This window comes from Variovorax sp. MHTC-1 (assembly GCF_003984645.1).
GTDB lineage: Bacteria > Pseudomonadota > Gammaproteobacteria > Burkholderiales > Burkholderiaceae_C > Variovorax.
Window position 1 is genome coordinate 1 of record NZ_RWKI01000023.1, and the last position, 20,368, is coordinate 20,368.

General features: G+C 67.7%; 16 protein-coding genes. 8 read left to right on the forward strand and 8 right to left on the reverse strand.

Features of this window, described 5'->3' with window-relative positions; translation table 11 throughout:
* Positions 1-1,017, reverse strand: a 1,017-nt coding sequence (locus tag EJI01_RS24385) for a class I fructose-bisphosphate aldolase (protein WP_126839710.1), incomplete at its 3' end; no start/stop codon positions are given.
* 117 nt (positions 1,018-1,134) lie between these two features.
* Between EJI01_RS24385 and EJI01_RS24390 the strand changes: the two genes are divergently transcribed.
* The 3 genes from EJI01_RS24390 (at position 1,135) to EJI01_RS24400 (ending at position 7,834) form a co-directional block, all read left to right on the forward strand.
* Positions 1,135-5,958, forward strand: coding sequence for an NAD-glutamate dehydrogenase (locus EJI01_RS24390; RefSeq protein ID WP_126839762.1), 4,824 nt, complete (start codon positions 1,135-1,137; stop codon positions 5,956-5,958).
* A 115-nt stretch (positions 5,959-6,073) separates the two neighbouring features.
* The gene (locus EJI01_RS24395) at positions 6,074-6,277 is read left to right on the forward strand and encodes a hypothetical protein (RefSeq protein WP_126839711.1); all 204 of its coding nucleotides are present in this window, start codon (positions 6,074-6,076) and stop codon (positions 6,275-6,277) included.
* A gap of 120 nt (positions 6,278-6,397) precedes the next feature.
* Positions 6,398-7,834 (forward strand): HAMP domain-containing sensor histidine kinase, encoded by a 1,437-nt coding sequence (locus EJI01_RS24400; RefSeq protein ID WP_260602664.1) that lies wholly within the window; start codon positions 6,398-6,400, stop codon positions 7,832-7,834.
* A 127-nt stretch (positions 7,835-7,961) separates the two neighbouring features.
* On the opposite strand, the gene EJI01_RS24405 is transcribed toward EJI01_RS24400, so the two are convergent.
* From EJI01_RS24405 to EJI01_RS24435, 7 genes are all read right to left on the reverse strand, one after another.
* Positions 7,962-8,564 carry a LuxR C-terminal-related transcriptional regulator gene (locus tag EJI01_RS24405; RefSeq protein WP_126839713.1) on the reverse strand — a complete coding sequence of 201 codons (603 nt, stop codon included), beginning with the start codon at positions 8,562-8,564 and terminating at the stop codon, positions 7,962-7,964.
* A gap of 63 nt (positions 8,565-8,627) precedes the next feature.
* Complete coding sequence (locus EJI01_RS24410) at positions 8,628-9,953, reverse strand: tryptophan--tRNA ligase (protein WP_126839714.1); 1,326 nt, start codon at positions 9,951-9,953, stop codon at positions 8,628-8,630.
* Between the two features lie 10 nt (positions 9,954-9,963).
* Entirely contained in the window at positions 9,964-10,635 is a 672-nt protein-coding gene (locus tag EJI01_RS24415; RefSeq protein ID WP_126839715.1) for a site-2 protease family protein, read from the reverse strand.
* Between the two features lie 35 nt (positions 10,636-10,670).
* On the reverse strand, positions 10,671-11,306 hold the full coding sequence (locus EJI01_RS24420; protein WP_126839716.1) for an L-threonylcarbamoyladenylate synthase: 636 nt from the start codon (positions 11,304-11,306) through the stop codon (positions 10,671-10,673).
* 16 nt (positions 11,307-11,322) lie between these two features.
* On the reverse strand, positions 11,323-12,267 hold the full coding sequence (locus EJI01_RS24425; RefSeq protein ID WP_260602665.1) for a DMT family transporter: 945 nt from the start codon (positions 12,265-12,267) through the stop codon (positions 11,323-11,325).
* A complete protein-coding gene (locus tag EJI01_RS24430; RefSeq protein ID WP_126839718.1) occupies positions 12,264-13,118 on the reverse strand; it encodes a 3',5'-nucleoside bisphosphate phosphatase in 855 nt (284 codons plus the stop codon). Before EJI01_RS24430 ends, EJI01_RS24425 begins: the two co-directional genes overlap by 4 nt.
* Before the next feature lie 26 nt (positions 13,119-13,144).
* Positions 13,145-14,173 carry a transporter gene (locus EJI01_RS24435; protein WP_126839719.1) on the reverse strand — a complete coding sequence of 343 codons (1,029 nt, stop codon included), beginning with the start codon at positions 14,171-14,173 and terminating at the stop codon, positions 13,145-13,147.
* Between the two features lie 162 nt (positions 14,174-14,335).
* On the opposite strand from EJI01_RS24435, the gene ppk2 reads away from it, so the two are divergent.
* The 5 genes from ppk2 (at position 14,336) to urtB (ending at position 20,284) form a co-directional block, all read left to right on the forward strand.
* On the forward strand, positions 14,336-15,253 hold the full coding sequence (ppk2, locus tag EJI01_RS24440; RefSeq protein WP_126839720.1) for a polyphosphate kinase 2: 918 nt from the start codon (positions 14,336-14,338) through the stop codon (positions 15,251-15,253).
* 60 nt (positions 15,254-15,313) lie between these two features.
* The gene (locus tag EJI01_RS24445; RefSeq protein WP_126839721.1) at positions 15,314-16,360 is read left to right on the forward strand and encodes an alpha/beta hydrolase family esterase; all 1,047 of its coding nucleotides are present in this window, start codon (positions 15,314-15,316) and stop codon (positions 16,358-16,360) included.
* 4 nt (positions 16,361-16,364) lie between these two features.
* Positions 16,365-17,216 (forward strand): lipase family protein, encoded by an 852-nt coding sequence (locus EJI01_RS24450; protein WP_126839722.1) that lies wholly within the window; start codon positions 16,365-16,367, stop codon positions 17,214-17,216.
* Between the two features lie 89 nt (positions 17,217-17,305).
* A complete protein-coding gene (urtA, locus tag EJI01_RS24455; RefSeq protein WP_126839723.1) occupies positions 17,306-18,577 on the forward strand; it encodes an urea ABC transporter substrate-binding protein in 1,272 nt (423 codons plus the stop codon).
* A 126-nt stretch (positions 18,578-18,703) separates the two neighbouring features.
* Positions 18,704-20,284 (forward strand): urea ABC transporter permease subunit UrtB, encoded by a 1,581-nt coding sequence (gene urtB / locus EJI01_RS24460; protein WP_126839724.1) that lies wholly within the window; start codon positions 18,704-18,706, stop codon positions 20,282-20,284.
* Positions 20,285-20,368: the final 84 nt, after the last annotated feature.

The following is a 20,368-nucleotide window of genomic DNA, read 5'->3' on the forward strand; positions in this document are numbered from 1 at the left end:
TTCGGTGCTGCTTTCCATCGAAGCGTCGTACTTTCCGATCGACGCCGCGGCGTTCAATCGCGCGCGCTTCTGTAGCGCATCCTGAGCCTGCCGCACGTTGGCCAGCTGTCCCTGCCAGGCCTGCATCGCCGTGTCCTGCAGCGCGCGTCCGTACGAAAAGCTCAATGACCATGGATGAGGGCCGAGGCGGTTCATTGCATCCAGGTTGGCCGTCGCTTCGGCCGGCGACTGGCCCCCCGACAGGAAGTTGATGCCTGGCACCGCCGCCGGGACCGTGCGCCGCAGCACGCGAAGCGTCTCGGCCGCCACTTCGGCCGGCGCAGCCTGCTGCGCGTGGGTCTTGCCCGGCACCACCATGCTCGGCTTCAGCAGCATGTGCTCGAGCGCCACCCGGTGGCGGTGAAGCGCGTGGAAGACTTCGTGCAGCACGGCCTGCGTGACCTCTGCGCAGCGCGCCAGCGTGTGATCGCCGTCGATCAGCACTTCCGGTTCGACGATCGGCACCACGCCCTGGGCCTGGCAGATCGCCGCGTAGCGCGCGAGCGCTTCGGCGTTGGCCTCGATCGCGGCCCGGCTCGGCAACACGTCGGAAACGTTGTAGACGGCGCGCCACTTGGCGAAGCGCGCGCCGTGCTGCTTGTAGCCGTCGAGGCGCTGCGCAAGCCCGTCCAGGCCCTGCGTGATCTCGTCGCCCGGTGCCAGCGCCAAGGGAATCTTGCCGGCATCGACCTTGATGCCCGGCACGATCCCTTGGCGGGCGGCCAGCTGCGGCAGTGCCTCGCCTTCGCCGCTGCGTTGGCTTAGCGTCTCCTCGTACAGGATGATGCCGCTGATGAATTGGCCCAGCCCTGGTGCCGACAGGATCAGGCTGCGCCAGGCGCGCCGGTTCTCCTCGGTCGACTCGACGCCGATCGCCTTGAAACGCTTGGCGATCGTCGGGCCGCTCTCGTCGGCGGCAAGAATGCCCTTGCCCTTCTGGACCAGGGCGTCCACAGTGGCTTGAAGTTCGGTGCTCATGGCGTGGCCCTCCGTTCGAGCTTTCCAGTCTCCGACGCCCGCCGCGCCAGCGCAAGTCATTCTTTTGACCGTATCGCGATGTAGATTTATGACGCCAACCCGGAGACAAGCATGCTGATGACCACCCAGACAGTCGACTCAGGACGCAGGGACGAGCGCCTCGAAGAAGTGGTGCAACTGATCCGGGCCAAGGTCGCGGCCGAGGCGGCGGACGAACTCGCCGCCTTCGCGCGCCAGTACTTCGGACAGGTCGACCCGGAAGATCTGGCCGAGCGCCACGCGGCGGACCTGTACGGCGCGGCGCTCTCGCATTGGAGCTTCGCGCGCAAGCGCGAGCCGGGACGCGCGAAGCTCAGGGTCTTCAACCCGACGATCGCGGAGCACGGCTGGCAGTCCACGCACACCATCATCGAGATCGTCAACGACGACATGCCCTTCCTCGTCGATTCGGTGACGATGGAGGTCAACCGCAACGGGCTCACGCTGCACCTGATCATCCACCCGCTGGTGGCGGTGCGTCGCGGCGACGACGGCGTCCTGCAGGGCTTGGCGGGCGAGGGCGGCGCGGCGTCCGACGCCCGCCGCGAATCCTTCATCCATGTCGAGGTCGACCGCGTGCCCGAGCCGGCCCGGCTCGACGCGCTGGCCGCCGACCTGGCGCGCGTGCTCGGCGACGTGCGGCTGGCCGTGGTCGACTGGAAGAAGATGCAGCAGCGCGTGCTGGAGATCGTCCGCCGCCTCGACGAGCGCGCGCCGCCGATTCCGCCGCAGGAGCTGGCAGAGGGCCAGGCCTTCCTGCGCTGGCTGGCCGACAACCACTTCACCTTTCTCGGCTGCCGCAGCCATGAGCTGGACAAGGTCGACGGCGAGGACGTGTTGAGGATCGTGCCCGATTCGAGCCTGGGCATCCTGCGCGACGGCCCTACGCCGAGCGCCAACGCCGCCTTCGCCGCACTGCCGCCCGAGGTGCGCGCCCATGCGCGCCGGCCCGATCTGCTGGTGGTGACCAAGTCCACCTCGCGCTCCACCGTGCATCGCCCCGGCCACCTCGATTACGTGGCCGTCAAGCGCTTCGACGACGCGGGCCAGGTGTGCGGCGAAGACCGCTTCCTGGGCCTGTTCACCTCCACCGCCTACAGCGCCAACCCGGCCGAGATTCCGCTCCTGCGGCGCAAGATTGCCAACGTGGTCGAGCGCGCCGGCCTGGCCGCGGGCAGCCATTCGGGCAAGGCGCTGAACAACATTCTCGAGACCTACCCGCGCGACGAGCTGTTCCAGACCAGCGACGACGAGCTGCTGCACACCGCGACCGGCATCCTGCACCTGGGGGAGCGCCAGCGCTTCCGGCTCTTTGTGCGGCGCGATCCCTTCGAGCGCTTTCTCTCCTGCCTGATCTACGCGCCGCGCGAGAACTACACGACCGAGCTGCGGCAGAAGTGGCAGGACATCCTGATGCGCGAGTTCAACGGCATCGGCTCCGAGTTCAACGTGCATCTGTCCGAGTCGGTGCTGGCACGCATCCAGATCACCGTGCGCACCAAGCCCGGCAGCATCCCTCCTTTCGACGTGCGCGAGGTCGAGCAGCGGCTGGTGGCCGCGGCGCGGCGCTGGGACGACGACCTGAAGTCGGCATTGATCGAATCGGCCGGCGAGGCGCGCGGCAACGAGCTGCTGCGCCGCTTCGGCGGCGCCTTCCCGGCCGGCTACCGCGACGAGTTCGCAGCGCGCGCCGCGGTGCACGATATCGAGCTGATGGCGCAGTTGAGCGACGCGCAGCCCCTCGGCATGAATCTCTACCGCCCGCTCGAGGCGCCACCCGGCACGCTGCGCTTCAAGCTGCTTTGCCGCGGCGAGCCGCTCACCCTGTCTGCCAGCCTGCCGATGCTCGAACACCTCGGCATGAAGGTGCTCGACGAGCACCCGCACCGGCTCGCGCTGCGGGGTGCGGCGCCGATCTGGATCCATGACTTCGGATTGCAGAGCGCGATCGGCGATGCCGACATCGAGCTCGATGCGCTGCGTCCGGTGTTCGAGGAAGCCTTCGGCGCGGTGCTGGGCGGCGAGGTCGAGAACGACGACTTCAACCGCCTGGTGCTCGCGGCGCGCCTGCCGGCGCACGAGATCGTGGTGCTGCGCGCCTACGCCAAGTACATGCGGCAGATCGGCTTCGCGCTCTCGCAATCCTTCATCGAAAACACGCTGGTCGGCAATGGGCCGATCGCGCGCGCGCTGCTCGAGCTGTTCAAGCTGCGCTTCGATCCGGCGCAGGCCGCCGGCACCGACGACAAGGTGCGCGAGATCGAGGCCGCGCTCGAGCAGGTGGCCAATCTCTCGGAAGACCGCGTGCTGCGCCAGTACCTGGCGCTGATCCTGGCTACCACGCGCACCAACTTCTGGCGCCGCGACGCGGCAGGCAAGCGGCGCAGCTTCGTCTCGTTCAAGTTCGACTCGGCGAAGGTGCCCGACCTGCCGGCGCCGAAGCCGATGTTCGAGATCTTCGTCTACTCGACGCGCTTCGAGGGCGTGCACTTGCGCGGCGGCCGCGTCGCGCGCGGCGGGCTGCGCTGGTCCGACCGGCCGGAAGACTTCCGCACCGAGGTGCTGGGCCTGGTGAAGGCGCAGATGGTCAAGAACACGGTGATCGTGCCGGTGGGCTCCAAGGGCGGCTTCGTGCTCAAACGTGCGCCGGCGGCCAGCGATCGCGAGGCCTACATGCGCGAAGGCGTGGCCTGCTACCAGGATTACCTGCGCGGGCTGCTGGACATCACCGACAACCGCGTCGGCGATGCGATCGTGCCGCCGCCGCAGGTCAAGCGGCACGATGAGGACGATCCCTACCTGGTGGTCGCCGCGGACAAGGGCACAGCCACCTTCAGCGACTTCGCCAACGGCATCAGCAAGGAATACGGCTTCTGGCTCGGCGACGCCTTCGCTTCCGGCGGCTCGGTGGGCTACGACCACAAGGTCATGGGCATCACCGCGCGCGGTGCCTGGGAGTCGGTGAAGCGGCACTTCCGCGAGATGGGCATCGACACCCAGTCGACCGAGTTCACCGTCGCCGGCATCGGCGACATGTCGGGCGACGTGTTCGGCAACGGCATGCTGCTGTCGCCGCACATCCTGCTGGTGGCGGCTTTCGATCACCGGCACATCTTTCTCGACCCGAGCCCCGATGCGGCGAAGAGCTTCGCCGAACGCGAGCGCCTGTTCAAGCTGCCGCGCTCCTCGTGGGCCGACTACGACGCCAAGCTGATCTCCGGAGGCGGCGGCATCCATGCCCGCAGCGCCAAGTCGATCCCGATCACGCGCGAGGTGAAGCAGGTGCTCGACATCAAGGCCGACGCCCTCACGCCCACCGAGCTCGTCAACGCGATCCTCAAGGCACCGGTGGCGCTGATCTACAACGGCGGCATCGGCACCTACGTGAAGGCGACGAGCGAGAGCCACGCGCAGGTCGGCGACCGTGCCAACGACGCGCTGCGCGTCAACGGCCGCGAGCTGCGATGCAAGGTCTTCGCCGAGGGCGGCAACCTCGGCTGCACGCAGCTCGGGCGCATCGAGTACGCGCTCGCCGGCGGGCGCATCAACACCGATGCGATCGACAACTCGGCCGGCGTCGACACCTCCGACCACGAAGTCAACATCAAGATCCTGCTCGGCCTGCCGCTCACCGAGGGCGAGCTCACCGAGAAGCAGCGCAACACGCTGCTGCCGGAGATGACCGACGACGTGGCCGCGCTGGTGCTGCGCGACAACATCTTCCAGACCCAGGTGCTGTCGGTCACCGGCCGCATCGCGCCGCAGCTGCTCGATGCGCAGACGCGCTTCATGCAGTACCTCGAGAAGGCCGGACGGCTGAACCGCGCGATCGAGTACCTGCCTTCCGACGAGGAACTGGCCGAGCGCCGCGCGCAAGGCCGGGGGCTGACCAGCCCCGAGCGCGCGGTGCTGCTCGCCTACAGCAAGATCTGGCTCTACGACGAGCTGCTGGCATCGCCGCTGCCCGACGACCGCTGGGTCGCGACGGCGCTCGCGCGCTACTTCCCAGCACTGCTGGGCGAAAAGTTCGCAAGCTACATGCCGCGCCATCCGCTCAAGCGCGAGATCATCGCCACGCACGTGACCAACAGCATGATCAACCGCGTCGGCAGCACCTTCGTGCATCGCCTGGTCGAGACCACCGGCGCACGTGCCTTCGAGATCGTGCGCGCCTACCTGATGAGCCGCGAGATCTTCGGCATGGTGCCGCTGTGGCTGGCGATCGAGGCGCTGGACAACCAGGTCGATGACGAGGTGCAGTCGAGCATGCTGATCGACACCAGCCGGCAGCTCGAGCGCGGCACCATGTGGTTCCTGCGCTCGCGCCGCTTGACCGAGGACATGGCCGCGACGATCGAGCACTTCAAGCCCAACGTCGATGCGCTGTCGGCGCGGCTGCCCCAGCTGCTCGATACCGAAGAGCGCAGCCGCGTCGATGCGGCGATGGCGCACTACGTCGCCAAGGGCGTGCCGCGCGAACTGGCCGAGCGCGTGGTCACCTTCGGCACGCTCTACGCCACGCTCGACATCGCCGAGATCGCCGGAAGCGCGCGCTGGCCGGTGGAACTGGTGGCGGCCATCTACTTCGACCTCGCCAACCGGCTCGGCATGCCCTGGCTGCGCGACCGGATCGCTGCGCTGCCGGGCGACCAGCACTGGCAGGCCTTGGCCAAGGGTGCGATGCAGGACGATCTGTCGGGCCTGCAGCGCTCGATCACCGGCGCGGTGCTGGCCGGCGGCGGCGAGCGCGAGTCGCCCGCGGCGCTGGTCGAGGCCTGGCAGTCCAGCAACGGCCGCACGCTCGAGCGCGCGGCGCAGCTGCTGGGCGAGCTGCGCGCCGTGGCGGCGCCCGACGCGGCGATGCTGGCGGTGGCGCTGCGGGAATTGCGGGCGCTCGGATAGCCGTGCTTCGGGCCTTGCTGCTCAGGGTAAGGCCCGATCCTGCCCGTGCCGTTCATGCCTTGCCATACGCCACAATCTCCGGAAGAAGACAAACACAAGCGGGCGAGGAGGAGAGATGGCGTACGAGTTGCTGAGGCGGATCATCGCCGGCGCATTGCCGATGACGTTCACGCACGAGGAGGACATCGAACACTTGCGCATCCTGCGCGACGCGGGTTACGTCAAGGCGGACATTCCGTTAGACGACGGCGCGGCCGCAGTCGCCAACGCGGTCACGTCGCTGGGGCGCACGGCGATGCGCTACTTCGGCGGCGAATAGCGGATCCTCCTTCGTGCGCAGTTAAGATCGCTCGTCGCCGCCGCAGGCGCGGTGGGATGCAGGGCCCCTCGCGAGGGGCTTTTTAATGGCCGAACTGGCAGTGGGAGAGGGCAGTAAGCCATGATGGGTAATTCGTCATTCGCAGGCTTGGGCAACTCGTCCTTTGCGAGCCTCACGCCGGCACCGGCATCTGCCGACGAGGCCGAACCGTGGGTGCGCGGCGAGCTGATCCGCAGCCTGATGCGGGCGTCGCGCGGCTCCTACTTGCTGGCTGCGGCCCTGATGCCGGCCATGGTCGGCCTGAGCTGGGGCCACGTGCCGCCCTGGCAGCTGTTCGCCTGGCTCGCCATCGGCATCGGCGCCACCGCTTGCCGCATCTGGGGCGAGCAGCTCTACGGCCGGCACTACGCCGACCGCGACTCGGCCGCCCAGCAATACTTCGTCGAGCGCTACCGCTTTCTCTGGAGCGCCAGCGCCTTCGCCTGGGGCCTGTCGATCCTGATCTTCTTCGAGCGCACGCCGCTGGTAAACCAGTTCATGAGCTGGCTGATCGTCGCCGGCGTGGCGACCTTTCCGCTCAACGGACTCGCGCTGCATCCGCCGCTGCTCAAGCGCTACGTCAACACGCTGTTCGTCACCATGCTGCTGGCGATCATCTTCCGCGTGATCGAGCTCAAGTTCGAACGGCCGCACTTCCACTACGGCTTCCTGCTGCTGCCGGGCCTGCACTGGTGGCTGCTGCTGCGCGCGGGGCGGCGCATCCACGAGACGGCGCGCAACAGCTTCGAGCTGCTGTTTCACAACCACATCCTGATCAACTCGCTCACCCAGCAGCGGCAGGCGGCGGTGTCGGCGGTGGCGATGAAGAACCGCTTTCTGGCGAGCGCCGCGCACGACATGCGCCAGCCCGTACTGGCGCTCTCCCTCTACGCCGACTGGCTGCGCAACGAGCCCGAGCTGGTGGCCGAGATCGCACCCAAGATCGTGCGTGCCACCCACGCGGTCAATGCGCTCTTCGATTCGCTGTTCGACCTCGCGCGCATCGATTCGGGCCAGGTTCGGCTGCACATCGAGCGGGTGGACGTCGCTCAGCTGCTGCACGACCTCGAGCTGCAGTACCGGCCGGTGGCCGAGGCCAAGGGATTGACCTTTCGCATGCACGTGAGCTCCGGCACCGTGCTGACCGACCCGATCCGCGTGCGCCGCATGATCGGCAACCTGCTGGCCAACGCGATCAAGTACACCGCCGAGGGCGGCGTCCTGCTGGCCTCGCGGCACACGCGCGACGGCCTGCGCGTGGAGGTATGGGACACCGGCATCGGCATCGCGCGCGAGCACTTGCGCGACGTGTTCCTGGAGTTCTACAAGGTGGCCGACCATGCCGGCACCTCCGACGGCTTCGGCCTGGGCCTGGCCATCGTGGCGCGGCTGTCGCATGCGCTCGGGCATCCGGTCAGCGTGCGTTCCAGGCTGGGCCGGGGGAGCGTTTTCCGGGTCGCGTTGCACGACGCGGACGAATCGCAGGCTCAGACCCGCATCTCGGGCGCTGTGGGCTAGTAAAAAAGGCCGCGTTCAGCGGCCTTTTTGTTCCAGGAACACCGCGGAACCGGCTTTGCCGGCCCGCTGGTGTTGCCCCCGGTGAAGGGGGTGGCGGGTACACGAAGTGAGCAAGCCTGGGGGAGAGCTAACTGTTGCTGGAAAGCAGGCCGTTGGTTCGGGCGTGGTGCAGCGCCTGCGTCCGGCTCTTCACGCCGAGGCGGCGGAACAGGCGCCACAGGTGCACCTTCACCGTGTGCTCGCTGATGTCGAGCTCGGTCGCGATGTCGCGGTTGCTCATGCCCTGGTCGAGCATGGCGATCAGCTGGGTCTGGCGCTTCGAGAGCTTGCTGTTGGCGGCGGCCACCGGTTCCTCGGCGTCGGTGTCGGCCATGAGGAGGCCGCGCAAGGCGGCCGTGAGTTCCGCGGAACTGGCCGACTTCTCGATGTAGGTGTCGGCGCCGGCCTCGATGCAGGCCTCTTCCATGTCGGCTGCGGGCGAGGCCGAGTAGACCGCGACCGGGACGTCGGGATAGAGCTGCTTCACCGCGATCACGCCTGAAACGCCCGTCACATCGGGCAGTTTCAGGTCGAGGCAGAACAGCCCCGGCGCGCCGTGCTGTTTGACGGCGCTGGCCAGCTTGTCGAGCCGTTCCAGCTCCACGATGTTCTCGGCCGGCCGCAGGCGCCGCAGCACCATCACGATGGCGTCGCGCATCAGGGGATGATCGTCGATGACATAAATACTCATAACTTTTTTCTCACTGTGTGCGCGCTGGCCGGCGGTGCCGGTCGTCTATGCGCGGGATCTTCCCTAGTTCTTCTCGTTTGCAGCCTCGGATGCAAGCGCATCCAGGGCCTCCGTTGCCGTTCGCATGCCCGCATTGTCGATGGGTTCGAGCTGTGAGGCGATCAGGGCCAGTCCGGCGCCGCGCTGCTCGCGCAGCATGGCGATGGCCCGGCCCGCCTCCTGCGGCGACGCGAAACCCAGACTTTGTATCAGTTGTACGCCGGTCGCGTCGAGCAGCTTGAAATAAAAAAGCCCATCTTTTTCGCGGTATTGCTTGAAGCTCGGCCGCGCCGCCTTGGCCGCCTTGCGGGCCGCACCCTGGCCCCGGGCCCCGAGATTGCGCAGGCCCACGGCGTGGCGCAGCTCGGCCATGAAGGGGCGGGAGAGCGCGCGCGCCTTGTCGGCGCCGGCCAGCAGGATCTTCTCGATCTGCGCCGGGTCGTTGAGCAGGGCATCGTAGTGTTCGCGCATCGGTGCGACCTCGCGGTCGATGCGCTCGAACAGGATCTGCTTGGCGTCGCCCCAGCCGATGCCGTCGGCGTAGGCCCGGCGCAGCGCCTCTGTTTCCTCGCTGTCGGCGAAGGCCTGGTAGATCTGGAACAGCGCGGAGCCCTCGGTGTCCTTGGGCTCGCCGGGCGCGCGCGAGTCGGTCACGATGCCCGAGATGAGTTTCTGCAGCTGGGCGCGCGGGGTGAAGAGCGGGATCGTGTTGTCGTAGCTCTTGCTCATCTTGCGGCCGTCGAGGCCGGGCAGCGTGGCCACCGCGTCGTCGATCTCGGCCTCGGGCAGCGTGAAGTGCTCGCCGTACAGGTGGTTGAAGCGCTGCGCCATGTCGCGCGCCATCTCGATGTGCTGCACCTGGTCGCGGCCCACCGGTACCTTGTGGGCGTTGAACAGCAGGATGTCGGCGCCCATCAGCACCGGGTACATGAAGAGGCCGGCGCTCACGTCGGCATCCGGGTCCTCGCCGCGCGCGATGTTCTTGTCCATCTGCGCCTTGTAGGCATGGGCGCGGTTCAGCATGCCCTTGCCGGTGACGCAGGTCAGGAGCCAGGTGAGCTCGGGGATCTCGACGATGTCGGACTGGCGGTAGAAGGTGACGCGCTCCGGATCGAGCCCGCAGGCCAGCCAGGTGGCCGCGATCTCGAGGGTCGAGCGCTGGATGCGCGCCGGCTCGTCGACCTTGATCAGCGCGTGATAGTCGGCCAGGAAGTAGAAGCTCTGCACGTGGGCCTGGCGGCTGAAGCGCACCGAATGGCGCACCGAGCCGACGTAGTTGCCCAGATGCGGCGTGCCGCTGGTGGTGATGCCGGTGAGGAAGCGGACGGGAGCGGTGGAAGACGTTGCCATGGAAGAAAGCTCAGCGCAGCAGGGCCGTGAGGGGCGAGATCAGCAGGTTGATGGCCTGGTAGCCGAAGCCCATCAGCGGGCGCAGCCACCAGGTGCTGACGATGCCGGCGATGACCAGGCCCATCACGATGAAGAAGCCATAGGGCTCGATGCGCTCGAGGAAGTCCTGCGCGCCGCCGCGCGGCAAGAGGCCGGCCAACACCCGGCCACCGTCCAGGGGCGGAAGCGGAAACAGGTTGAAGGCCCACATCACGAGATTGACCAGCACGCCGCCTTGCGCCATCTTGATGAAAAAGGTCTCATCGACGCCGGCCGCGACCAGGCCGACCAGCAACAGCGCCCACATGATGGCCTGGATGAAATTCGAGGCCGGCCCGGCGAGCGCCACCCAGATCATGTCGCGCTTGGGATTGCGCAGCTGCCCGAAATTGACCGGGACCGGCTTGGCATAGCCGAACAGGAAGGCGCCGGAGGTCGCGAAGTACAGCAGGATCGGCATCAGGATGGTGCCGATGGGGTCGATGTGCTTGACCGGGTTGAGCGTCACGCGCCCCATCACATAGGCCGTGTTGTCGCCGAGGTAGCGGGCCACGTAGCCGTGGGCCGCCTCGTGCACCGTGATCGCGAAGACCACGGGCAGTGCGTAGATCAGCACGGTTTGAATCAGGTTTGAAATATCCACCGACGAATTGTCTCAGACCGGCCTCGGGGCCCCGGCTATAGACCCAGCACCGCCAGCGCGCCGCGGCCCTGCCGCACCAGGACCGGGTCGCCGCCCGTGCCCATGGGCGTGAGGTCGACCACCGTGGTCGGCTCCGAAGGGCAGGCGCCGGCGTCGATCACGGCGCCGATCTGCTTCTCGAAGCGCTCGCGGATCAGCTGCGCATCGTTGAGCGCCTCGGTCTCGCCGGGCGGGATCAATGTGGTGGCCAGCAGCGGCTCGCCATGCAGCAGGAGCAGTTCGCCCAGCACCCGGTGGTCGGGCACGCGCAGGCCGATGGTCTTGCGCTGCGGATGGCTCACGCGCCGCGGCACTTCCTTGGTGGCCTCCAGCAGGAAGGTGTAGGGCCCCGGCGTGGCCGCCTTGAGCAGCCGGTACTGCTTGTTGTCGACCCGCGCATAGGCGGCGAGCTCGCTCAGGTCGCGGCAGATCAGCGTCAGGTGATGCTTCTCGTCGACCTGGCGGATGCGGCGCAGCTGGTCGACCGCGTCCTTGTCGTCCAGGTGGCAGGCCAGCGCATAGCTCGAATCGGTCGGCACCGCGACGATTTCTCCGCGCGCCAGCAAGGCTGCCGCCTGCTTGAGAAGGCGTTGCTGCGGGTTGTCGGGGTGGAGTTCGAAGTACTGGGCCATGCTTCATTCTGCCGGTTCAAGATTCCGCCGGCTCTATAGGCACGCGGCGCTCGCGCACCGTGAGCCAGGCGCCGGCCGCGCCGCAGATCGCGATCATCGAGATGCCGATCAGCGACAGCCGGTCCGGCACCTGCGAGAACATCAGCCAGCCGCCGAGCATCGCAAACGCGATCTGCGCGTAGAGATAGGGCGTGAGCGTGGAAGCGGGCGCGCGCTGGTAGGCCAGGATCAGGATGAAATGGCCGACCGTGCCCATGAAGCCCATCAGGCACAGCAGCGCCCACCATTGCCATCCGGGCAGCGCCGTCCAGGCGAAGGGCACGGCGACCGAAGCGATCAGCGTGCCGACCCAGCCGGTATAGAAGTGCATCGTGAGCGGGTTCTCGGTCTGCGCCAGCTTGCTGGTCAGCACCTGGAAGCAGGCGTTGGTAAGCACCAGGCCGATCGGCAGCAGCACGGCCCAGCTGAAGGCCTCGCCGCCCGGCCGCAGGATGACCAGCGTGCCGGCGAAGCCGCCCGCCACCAGCGTCCAGCGCAGCGGCGAGACCTGTTCCTTGAGCGTGGTGGCGGCCAGGAGCGTGATGACCAGCGGCGCGATCAACACCACCGAGGTGAATTCGGCCAGTGGCATGTAGCGCAGGCTGAGGAAGGCCAGCGTGCTCGATGCGAGCAGCAGGGCGCCGCGCAGCAGCTGGTACTTGGGGTGCCGGGTGCGCAGCAGCGCAGGGCCGTACCTGGGCAGCAGCACGACCGTGGTTGCCACTGCCTGGAAGGCGTAGCGGAACCACACGCCCATGAGGATCGGCACGCTGGCGGTCGAGAGCTTGGTGGCGGTGTCCAGCGTCGCGAAGCAGGCGACGGCCAGGATCACGAGACCGATGCCGGCCAGGATGCGCTCGGACGCGATGTCGCGCGTGCTCTTGCGGGCAGGCAGGCCGCCGCTCGTGGACGGCCCTGTCACCGGATGCGGTGCTCCAGCAGCTCCCACACCGGCGTCAGTTTGCCGGGGAGCCAGGGAAGTTTGCCCAGGTCGCAATGACTCTCGTCGGGGCTGTGGAAGTCGCTGCCGCGCGAGGCGGCGAAGCCGAACTCCAGCGCCTTGTCGGCGTATTCGACGTATTCCGCCGGCGAGTGGCTGCCGGTGACGACCTCGATCGCCCGCCCGCCGTGCTCCTTGAATTCGAGGAACAGGGCGTACTCCTCGTTGGCCGTGAACTTGTAGCGCCCGGGATGCGCGATGACGGCCAGTCCCTTCGCGCCGGTGATCCACCGCACTGCATCCTTCAGCGCGGCCCAGCGGTGCGGCACGTAGCCGGGCTTGCCTTCGGTGAGGAACTTGCGGAACACCTCGTTGGTGTCGCGGCAGTGGCCCTGCTCGACCAGGAAGCGGGCGAAATGCGTGCGCGAGATGAGATCGGGATTGCCGACGAACTTGAGCGCACCTTCGTAGGCGCCATGGATGCCGGCCTTGGCCAGGCCTTCGGACATCTCCATCGCGCGCTTGCCGCGGCCGCCGCGCGTGTCGTAGAGGCCCTCGCTCATCGCCGCGTCGTCGGGGTCGAAGCCCAAGCCCACGATGTGCACCGTTTCGTTGGCGAAAGTGACCGAGATCTCGGTGCCGGTGAGGTACTTCATGCCATGCGCGCTGGCGGCCGCGGCTGCGCGGTGCTGGCCGCCGATTTCGTCATGGTCGGTCAAGGCCCAGAGTTCGACGCCGTTGGCGGCGGCCCGGGCGGCCAGCTCTTCGGGGGTCAGGGTGCCGTCGGACACCACGGAGTGGCAGTGCAGGTCTGCATTGAGGATGGAAGACACGCCACGATCTTATTCTTTTCGTCTTTTCAGCGTTTCTTGCGGAACGCGACCCAGGCCGCGACCACGGTGAAGCTCAGCACGATCGCCACCACCACCCAGAAACCGTGCTTGTCCTCTGCCAGCGGAATGCCGCCCACGTTCATGCCGAACAGGCCGGCCAGGATGTTGATCGGCAGCGCCAGCACGGTCACCACCGTCAGCACGAACAGGCTGCGGTTGTTGTCCTCGTTGACATTGGCCGCGATCTCTTCCTGCAGCAGCTCGATGCGCTCCTGCAGCGCTCCCATGTCGCGCAGCACCACCGAGAACTCCTCGGTCGAGCCGCGCAGTTCCTGGGCATCGGCCTCGGCCATCCAGGCAGGCGGGCGCTGCAGCAGCCGGAACAGCGCCGCCGGCTCGGGCGCCAAGAGGCGCTGCAGCCGCACCAGCAGGCGGCGCATCGCGCCGAGCCGGGCGCGCTTGTGGTCGAGACGGCCGGCCAGGAGTTCGTCCTCGATCGTGTCGATGCGCGCCGTCACGCCGCGCACGATGTTCACCAGCACCTCGGCCTGCGCGCGCAGCAGGTGTTCGAGCAGCTCGGTGGTGGAGCGCGGCGCATCGCCGGCCTTTACCGCCGTGCGCAGCGCATCGACCGAGCGCAGCGGCTTCGCGCGCGCCGTCACCACCAGGCGCGGGCCGACGCTGATCCACAGCGTGGAGATGTCCGAGGGCTCGAAGCTGAATTCGAAATGCACATCGTTGATGACCGCGATCAGCGAATCGTCGGCGCGCTCGATGCGGGTCGAGTGCAGGCCGTCCTTCAGCGTCTCGAAGAAGGTGTCGGACAGGTCGGCGTGCCGCTGCAGCCAGCGCTCGGCCTGCGCGTGGCTCAGGTTGAAGTGCAGCCACAGGAAGGCCCCGGACGGCTGCTGGGCCTGCTGCAGCCAGGCGGCCGCGGCGGCCGAATCGACGGCGCGCGCCGGCTCTTCGGCCGCTGCGTCGAAGAGATAGCCGCAGATCAGGCCTGCTTCGTCTCCGCCATACGATGCGGCGGCGATATCCCGGGGTGAGGGCAAGGCGGAGCGGTTCAGAACGTCTAAGGGTCGGAAGGCAAGCGAATCTTTCGATGCTGTGCATCTCATATGTCAGTGTCGTGACGACACGCCGAAAGCGCCTTTTCTGTCACGTGTCCGTCATGCAGGCGCGGCAGCATGGGGTTTTCCCGTTTTGAGCCGACCATGACGCTGCCCAGCACCCTCAGCGACCACAACGATCTGATGGAGCGCATTGCCCGCGACCTCGTCGACAGCTACGACGAGGAGTTCGAGCTCGAGATCGAGGATCGCAGCCTCGAGGAGCTCGAGTCGGGCCGCAGCGCCGACAAGGCTGCGCGCCAGGCCTATTTCAAGGAGCTCTTCCGCCTGCAGGGCGAGCTGGTCAAGCTGCAGGACTGGGTGCAGCACAGCCGGCAGAAGGTCGTGATCCTGTTCGAGGGCCGCGATGCGGCGGGCAAGGGCGGCGTGATCAAGCGCATCACCCAGCGGCTCAATCCGCGCGTGGCCCGCGTGGCGGCGCTGCCGGCGCCCAATGACCGCGAACGCACGCAGTGGTATTTCCAGCGCTACGTGGCCCATCTTCCGGCCGCGGGCGAGATCGTGCTGTTCGACCGCAGCTGGTACAACCGCGCCGGCGTCGAGCGCGTGATGGGCTTCTGCACCGACGACGAGTACGAGGAATTCTTCCGCACCGTGCCCGACTTCGAGCGCATGCTGGTGCGCTCGGGCATCAAGCTCATCAAGTACTGGTTCTCGATCACCGACGAGGAGCAGCACATGCGCTTCCTGGGCCGCATCCACGATCCGCTCAAGCAGTGGAAACTGAGCCCGATGGACCTGGAATCCCGCCGCCGCTGGGAGGAATACACCAAGGCCAAGGAAACCATGCTGGAACGCACCCACATCCCAGAGGCGCCCTGGTGGGTGGTGCAGGCGGTCGACAAGAAGAAGGCGCGCCTGAACTGCATCGCCCACCTGCTGGGCCAGCTGCCCTATCACGAGGTGCCGCACCCGCCCATCGACCTGCCGGCGCGCGTGCGCAATGCCGACTACCTGCGCCAGCCGGTGCCGGAGTCGATGTACGTGCCCGAGGTGTACTAGGCTAGGCGCAGAAGCTGCTAAGGTGTGCCGGGGCCGGCGGATCCGGCCTATGCATGCACCATGGCCCGTCGCTCCCCGACCTTCGCCTCTTCGGCATTCACGCGCGCCTACCAGCGCGGCCTGAAGGCGCTCACCAAGGCAACGCTGCGCAGCGGCACGCGCATCGCTGGAGAGGTGACGCGCGCCGCCGCCAAGCAGCTCAAGCCGCCGCGCGGTCCCGGCGACTGGCTTTCCGGCATGGCCATCGGCCCCGGCGGTGCGCGCCGCTATCACTTGTACCGGCCGCCCGATCTCCAGAGCGGTGAACGCTTGCCGCTGCTGGTGATGCTGCATGGCTGTGGACAGACCGGGCGCGACTTCGCGGTCAGCACGCGCATGAACCTGCTCGCCGCACGCGAGCGCTTCTTCGTGCTCTACCCCGAGCAGGACCGGCTCGCCCATCCGCAGGGCTGCTGGAACTGGTACGACAGGCGCTCCGGCAAGGCCGATGCCGAAGCCGCCACCCTGATGGCCGCGGTCGACCAGGCCTGCATGCTCTATCCGGTGGACCGCGAGCGCGTCGCCGTGGCCGGCCTCTCCGCCGGCGCCAGCATGGCCGCCCTGCTGGCGACGCGCTACCCGGTGCGCTTCAAGGCGCTGGCCATGCATTCCGGCGTGGCGCCCGGCGCCGCCCGCTCCCCGGCAACCGCGCTCGGCGCCATGCGCGGGCGCCACGTGCCGCCGATGCCCGCGACCGCAGTCGGCAAGGCCATGGGCGCTGCCGCCGTCTTCACCACGCTGCCGCCCCTGCTGGTGCTGCACGGCGACGCCGACGCCGTGGTCTCGGCCAGCAATGCGGGAAGCACGGCCGAGGTCTGGGGCACGGCCACCGGCGCCAAGCGCGGCGCCGAGCGCACGCTGCAGCGCGGCAAGCGGCATGCGATGCGGGTGACCGAGTTCAAGCGCAGCGGCCGCACCTTCGTGATGCTGTGCGAGGTGGCCGGGCTGGGCCATGCATGGAGCGGCGGTGCGCCGCGGCTGCCCTTCAGCGATGCGGCCGGGCCGAACGCCACGCGCCTGATCTGGGCCTTTGCGGCCAAGCAGTTCAGGGCGGCCGCGACGGCCTGACGCCATGCCCGCCGTTCCGTACGACCCCAATCGCACCGCGCTCTATTCGCCCGAGCGGCGCGAGACGCTGTTCGAGCCCGGCGGGAGCTACACGCCCACGCAATGGGCCGTCGAGGCGGCGCGGCTCGCCTATTACCGCGCCGAGACTTCGGAAGCCGAGCGGCAACGTCTGAGCGCTGCGCTGCGCCACGCCGGCTTCGGCGCACCGAAGCTCATCGTTCACGCGGAGAGCCATGGCTTCGCCTTCGGCGCCCTGCATGCCGATGGCAGCGCGCTGCTCGCAATCCGCGGCACGCAGCCCGACGAGATCCGCCACCTCGCGACCAACCTGCAGGCGCACCAGGTCGACTGGCCCGAAGCCGGTGGCCGCGTGCACGCAGGCTTTGCGCGTACCGCGCGCGCCCTGTGGCCAGCGGTGCGCGCGTGGGCCGAAGACGAGGCTGCCGGCCGCAGCGCCTTGATCCTCGCCGGCCACAGCCTCGGCGGCGCACTCGCGACGCTGATCGCGAGCCTTCTGCCGCCGGCCCTGCTGGTCACGCTGGGCTCGCCGCGCGTGGGCAACGCCGGATTCGTCGCGGCGCTCGCCGGCGTCGAGATCGTGCGCCTGGTCGACGGCTGCGACCTGGTGACCCAGCTGCCGCCTGCCTTCTCGATCTATGCGCATGCAGGGCCCACCAGCTACATCAGCTGCGCCGGCGAGTTGATGCCCGAGCCCGACGCCGGCTTCATCGAAGCCGACCGCAGGCAGGGCCGCGCCCGCTACGTCATCGACCATGCCTGGCGGCGCGGCGCCGTGCTGCTGCGCGACCTGGCGGATCATGCGCCGATCAATTACGGGAGGGCGTTCTTCAGCTGAGCCCCGTACGCCACCCGGCGTATTCCCGCTGCGTGGCCGATTCCGCAGACTCCCCTCCATCGTTCCAACCACCAGGAGAAGGAGTCTTCATGCAACAACGTCGTTTCACCCTCAAGGCGCTCACCGCCGCCGTGGCGCTTGCCAGCCTTTCCGCCGTGCCGGCCTTCGCGGCCGACACCATCAAGGTCGGCGTGCTGCATTCGCTGTCGGGCACGATGGCGATCTCGGAAACCGTGCTCAAGGACACCGTGCTCATGGCGATCGACGAGATCAACGCCAAGGGCGGCGTGCTCGGCAAGAAGCTCGAGCCCGTGGTGGTGGACCCGGCCTCCAACTGGCCGCTCTTCGCCGAGAAGACCAAGCAGCTGCTCGGGCAGGACAAGGTCTCCGTGATCTTCGGCTGCTGGACCTCGGTGTCGCGCAAGTCGGTGCTGCCGGTGGTCGAGGAAATGAACGGCCTCCTGTTCTACCCCGTGCAGTACGAGGGTGAAGAGCTCAGCAAGAACGTGTTCTACACCGGCGCCGCGCCCAACCAGCAGGCCATTCCGGCGGTCGACTACCTGATGAGCAAGGACGGCGGCGGCGCCCGCCGCTGGGTGCTGCTGGGCACCGACTATGTCTATCCGCGCACCACCAACAAGATCCTGCGCGCCTACCTCAAGAGCAAGGGCGTGAAGGACAGCGACATCGACGAGAAGTACACGCCCTTCGGCCACAGCGACTACCAAACCATCGTGGCGGACATCAAGAAGTTCTCCGCGGGCGGCAAGACGGCGGTGGTGTCGACCATCAACGGCGACTCCAACGTGCCCTTCTACAAGGAGCTCGGCAACGCCGGCCTGAAGGCCAAGGACGTGCCGGTGGTCGCCTTCTCGGTCGGCGAAGAGGAACTGCGCGGCGTCGACACCAAGCCGCTGGTGGGCCACCTGGCCGCATGGAACTACTTCATGTCGATCAAGAACCCGACCAACACGGCCTTCATCAAGCAGTGGAGCGACTACGCCAAGGCCAAGAACATCGCCGGCCACAAGGACAAGCCGCTCACCAACGACCCGATGGAAGCCACCTACATCGGCATCCACATGTGGAAGCAGGCGGTCGAGAAGGCCAAGAGCACCGACACCGACAAGGTCATCGCGGCGATGGCGGGCCAGACCTTCACCGCGCCTTCGGGCATCGTCTCGAAGATGGATGAGAAGAACCATCACCTGCACAAGAGCGTGTTCATCGGCGAGATCAAGGCCGACGGCCAGTTCAACGTGGTGTGGAAGACGCCCGGCCCGGTCAAGGCCAAGCCGTGGAGCCCGTACATCGAAGGCAACGACAAGAAGCCGGACCAGCCGGCAGGGAAATCTCTGTAATAGGCTCGCCCCCAGGCTGCGCGCACTTCGTGTCGCTACGCCAACCCCCTACCGGGGGCAACACCAGCGGACCGGCAAAGCCGGATCCGCGGTGTTCCTGGAATCGAGAACGCCGTGCACTTTTCTATGCGCTCTATCTATTCATGCGTGGCGGCGGTCTTCCTGCTGGCTGCGCTCCCCGCTCACGCACTGACCGCCGACGAAGCGAAGGCCATCGCTTCGGGCGATTCCGAATCCCGCATCGCCGCGCTCAACAAGGCCGTCGCCACGGCCGACGAGAAGACCTCGGCCTTCATTCAGGCCATGGCCGACGATGCGGTCAAGTACACCGAGGACAAGGTGTTCGTCATCAAGGACGACAAGGCCTACGACCCCGTGAGCGGCGCCGAGCAGAAGCTGCCCGAGAACGCCGAAGACGTGATCAACAACAACCTGATGCGCGGCGCACTCGATGCTGCGCAGGCCGCGCTCAAGCTCACGAGCGCGGACGAAGCGGTGCGCGCCGAGGCGGCGCAGGCGCTCTTCAAGGAGCCCGACGAGTCGCGCCTGCCATTGGTCGAGAAGGCGCTGGCCGCCGAGACCAACGCAGGGATCAAGGCCCGGCTCGAGCTGGTGCGCGCCGCCAGCATGCTGAGCAGCGCCGACAAGGCCAAGCGCATCGCCGCGGCCAAGGCGCTCGGCGAGAGCCGCAATCCCGACACCAAGCTGCTGCTCAACCAGCGGCTTGCCGACGAGACCGACGCCGAGGTCAAGGCGGTCATCGACGCTTCGATCCGCAGCATCGACGGCGCGCTGGTCTGGGGCGACCGCATCAATGCGGTCTTCAGCGGCATCAGCCTGGGCTCGGTGCTATTGCTGGCCGCGCTCGGCCTCGCCATCACCTACGGGCTGATGGGCGTGATCAACATGGCGCACGGCGAGCTGATGATGATCGGCGCCTACGCGACTTATGTGATGCAGGGCATCTTCCAGCGCTACATGCCCGAAGCCGCATTCGGCTGGTACCTGGTGGCCGCGATTCCGGTTGCCTTCCTGGCCTCGGCGCTGGTCGGCGCGGTGCTGGAGCGCGGCGTGATCCGCTTCCTCTACGGCCGCCCGCTCGAAACCCTGCTCGCCACCTGGGGCATCAGCCTGATGCTGCAGCAGCTGGTGCGCTCGCTCTTCGGCGCGCAGAACGTCGGCGTCGAGAACCCGGCCTGGATGAGCGGCGGCTTCACCATGCTGAGCAACGTGACGCTGCCCTGGAACCGCATCTGCATCGTCATCTTCGCGGGGCTGGTTTTGCTCGCGATGGGCTGGCTCATCGGTCGCACGCGTCTGGGCCTCTTCGTGCGCGGCGTCACCCAGAACCGGCCGATCGCCTCCTGCATGGGGGTGAACACGGCACGTATCGACACCTATGCCTTCGCGCTCGGCTCGGGCATCGCGGGGCTCGCGGGCTGCGCGCTCTCGCAGATCGGCAACGTCGGCCCCGACCTCGGCCAGAGCTACATCGTCGATTCGTTCATGGTGGTGGTGATGGGCGGTGTCGGCCAGCTTGCCGGCACCGTGTACGCGGCCATGGGGCTGGGCGTGCTCAACAAGTTCATCGAAGGCTGGGCCGGCGCGGTGCTCGCGAAGATCGCAGTGCTCGTTTTCATCATCATCTTCATCCAGAAGCGGCCGCAGGGCATCTTCGCAATGAAAGGGCGGAGCGCCGAGGCATGACCACTCCCAGCCTCGCCCACTTCATGTGGCTCTGCACCCCCTCGAGGGGGCAAAACCAGCGGCCCGGCAAAGCCGGCTCCGCCG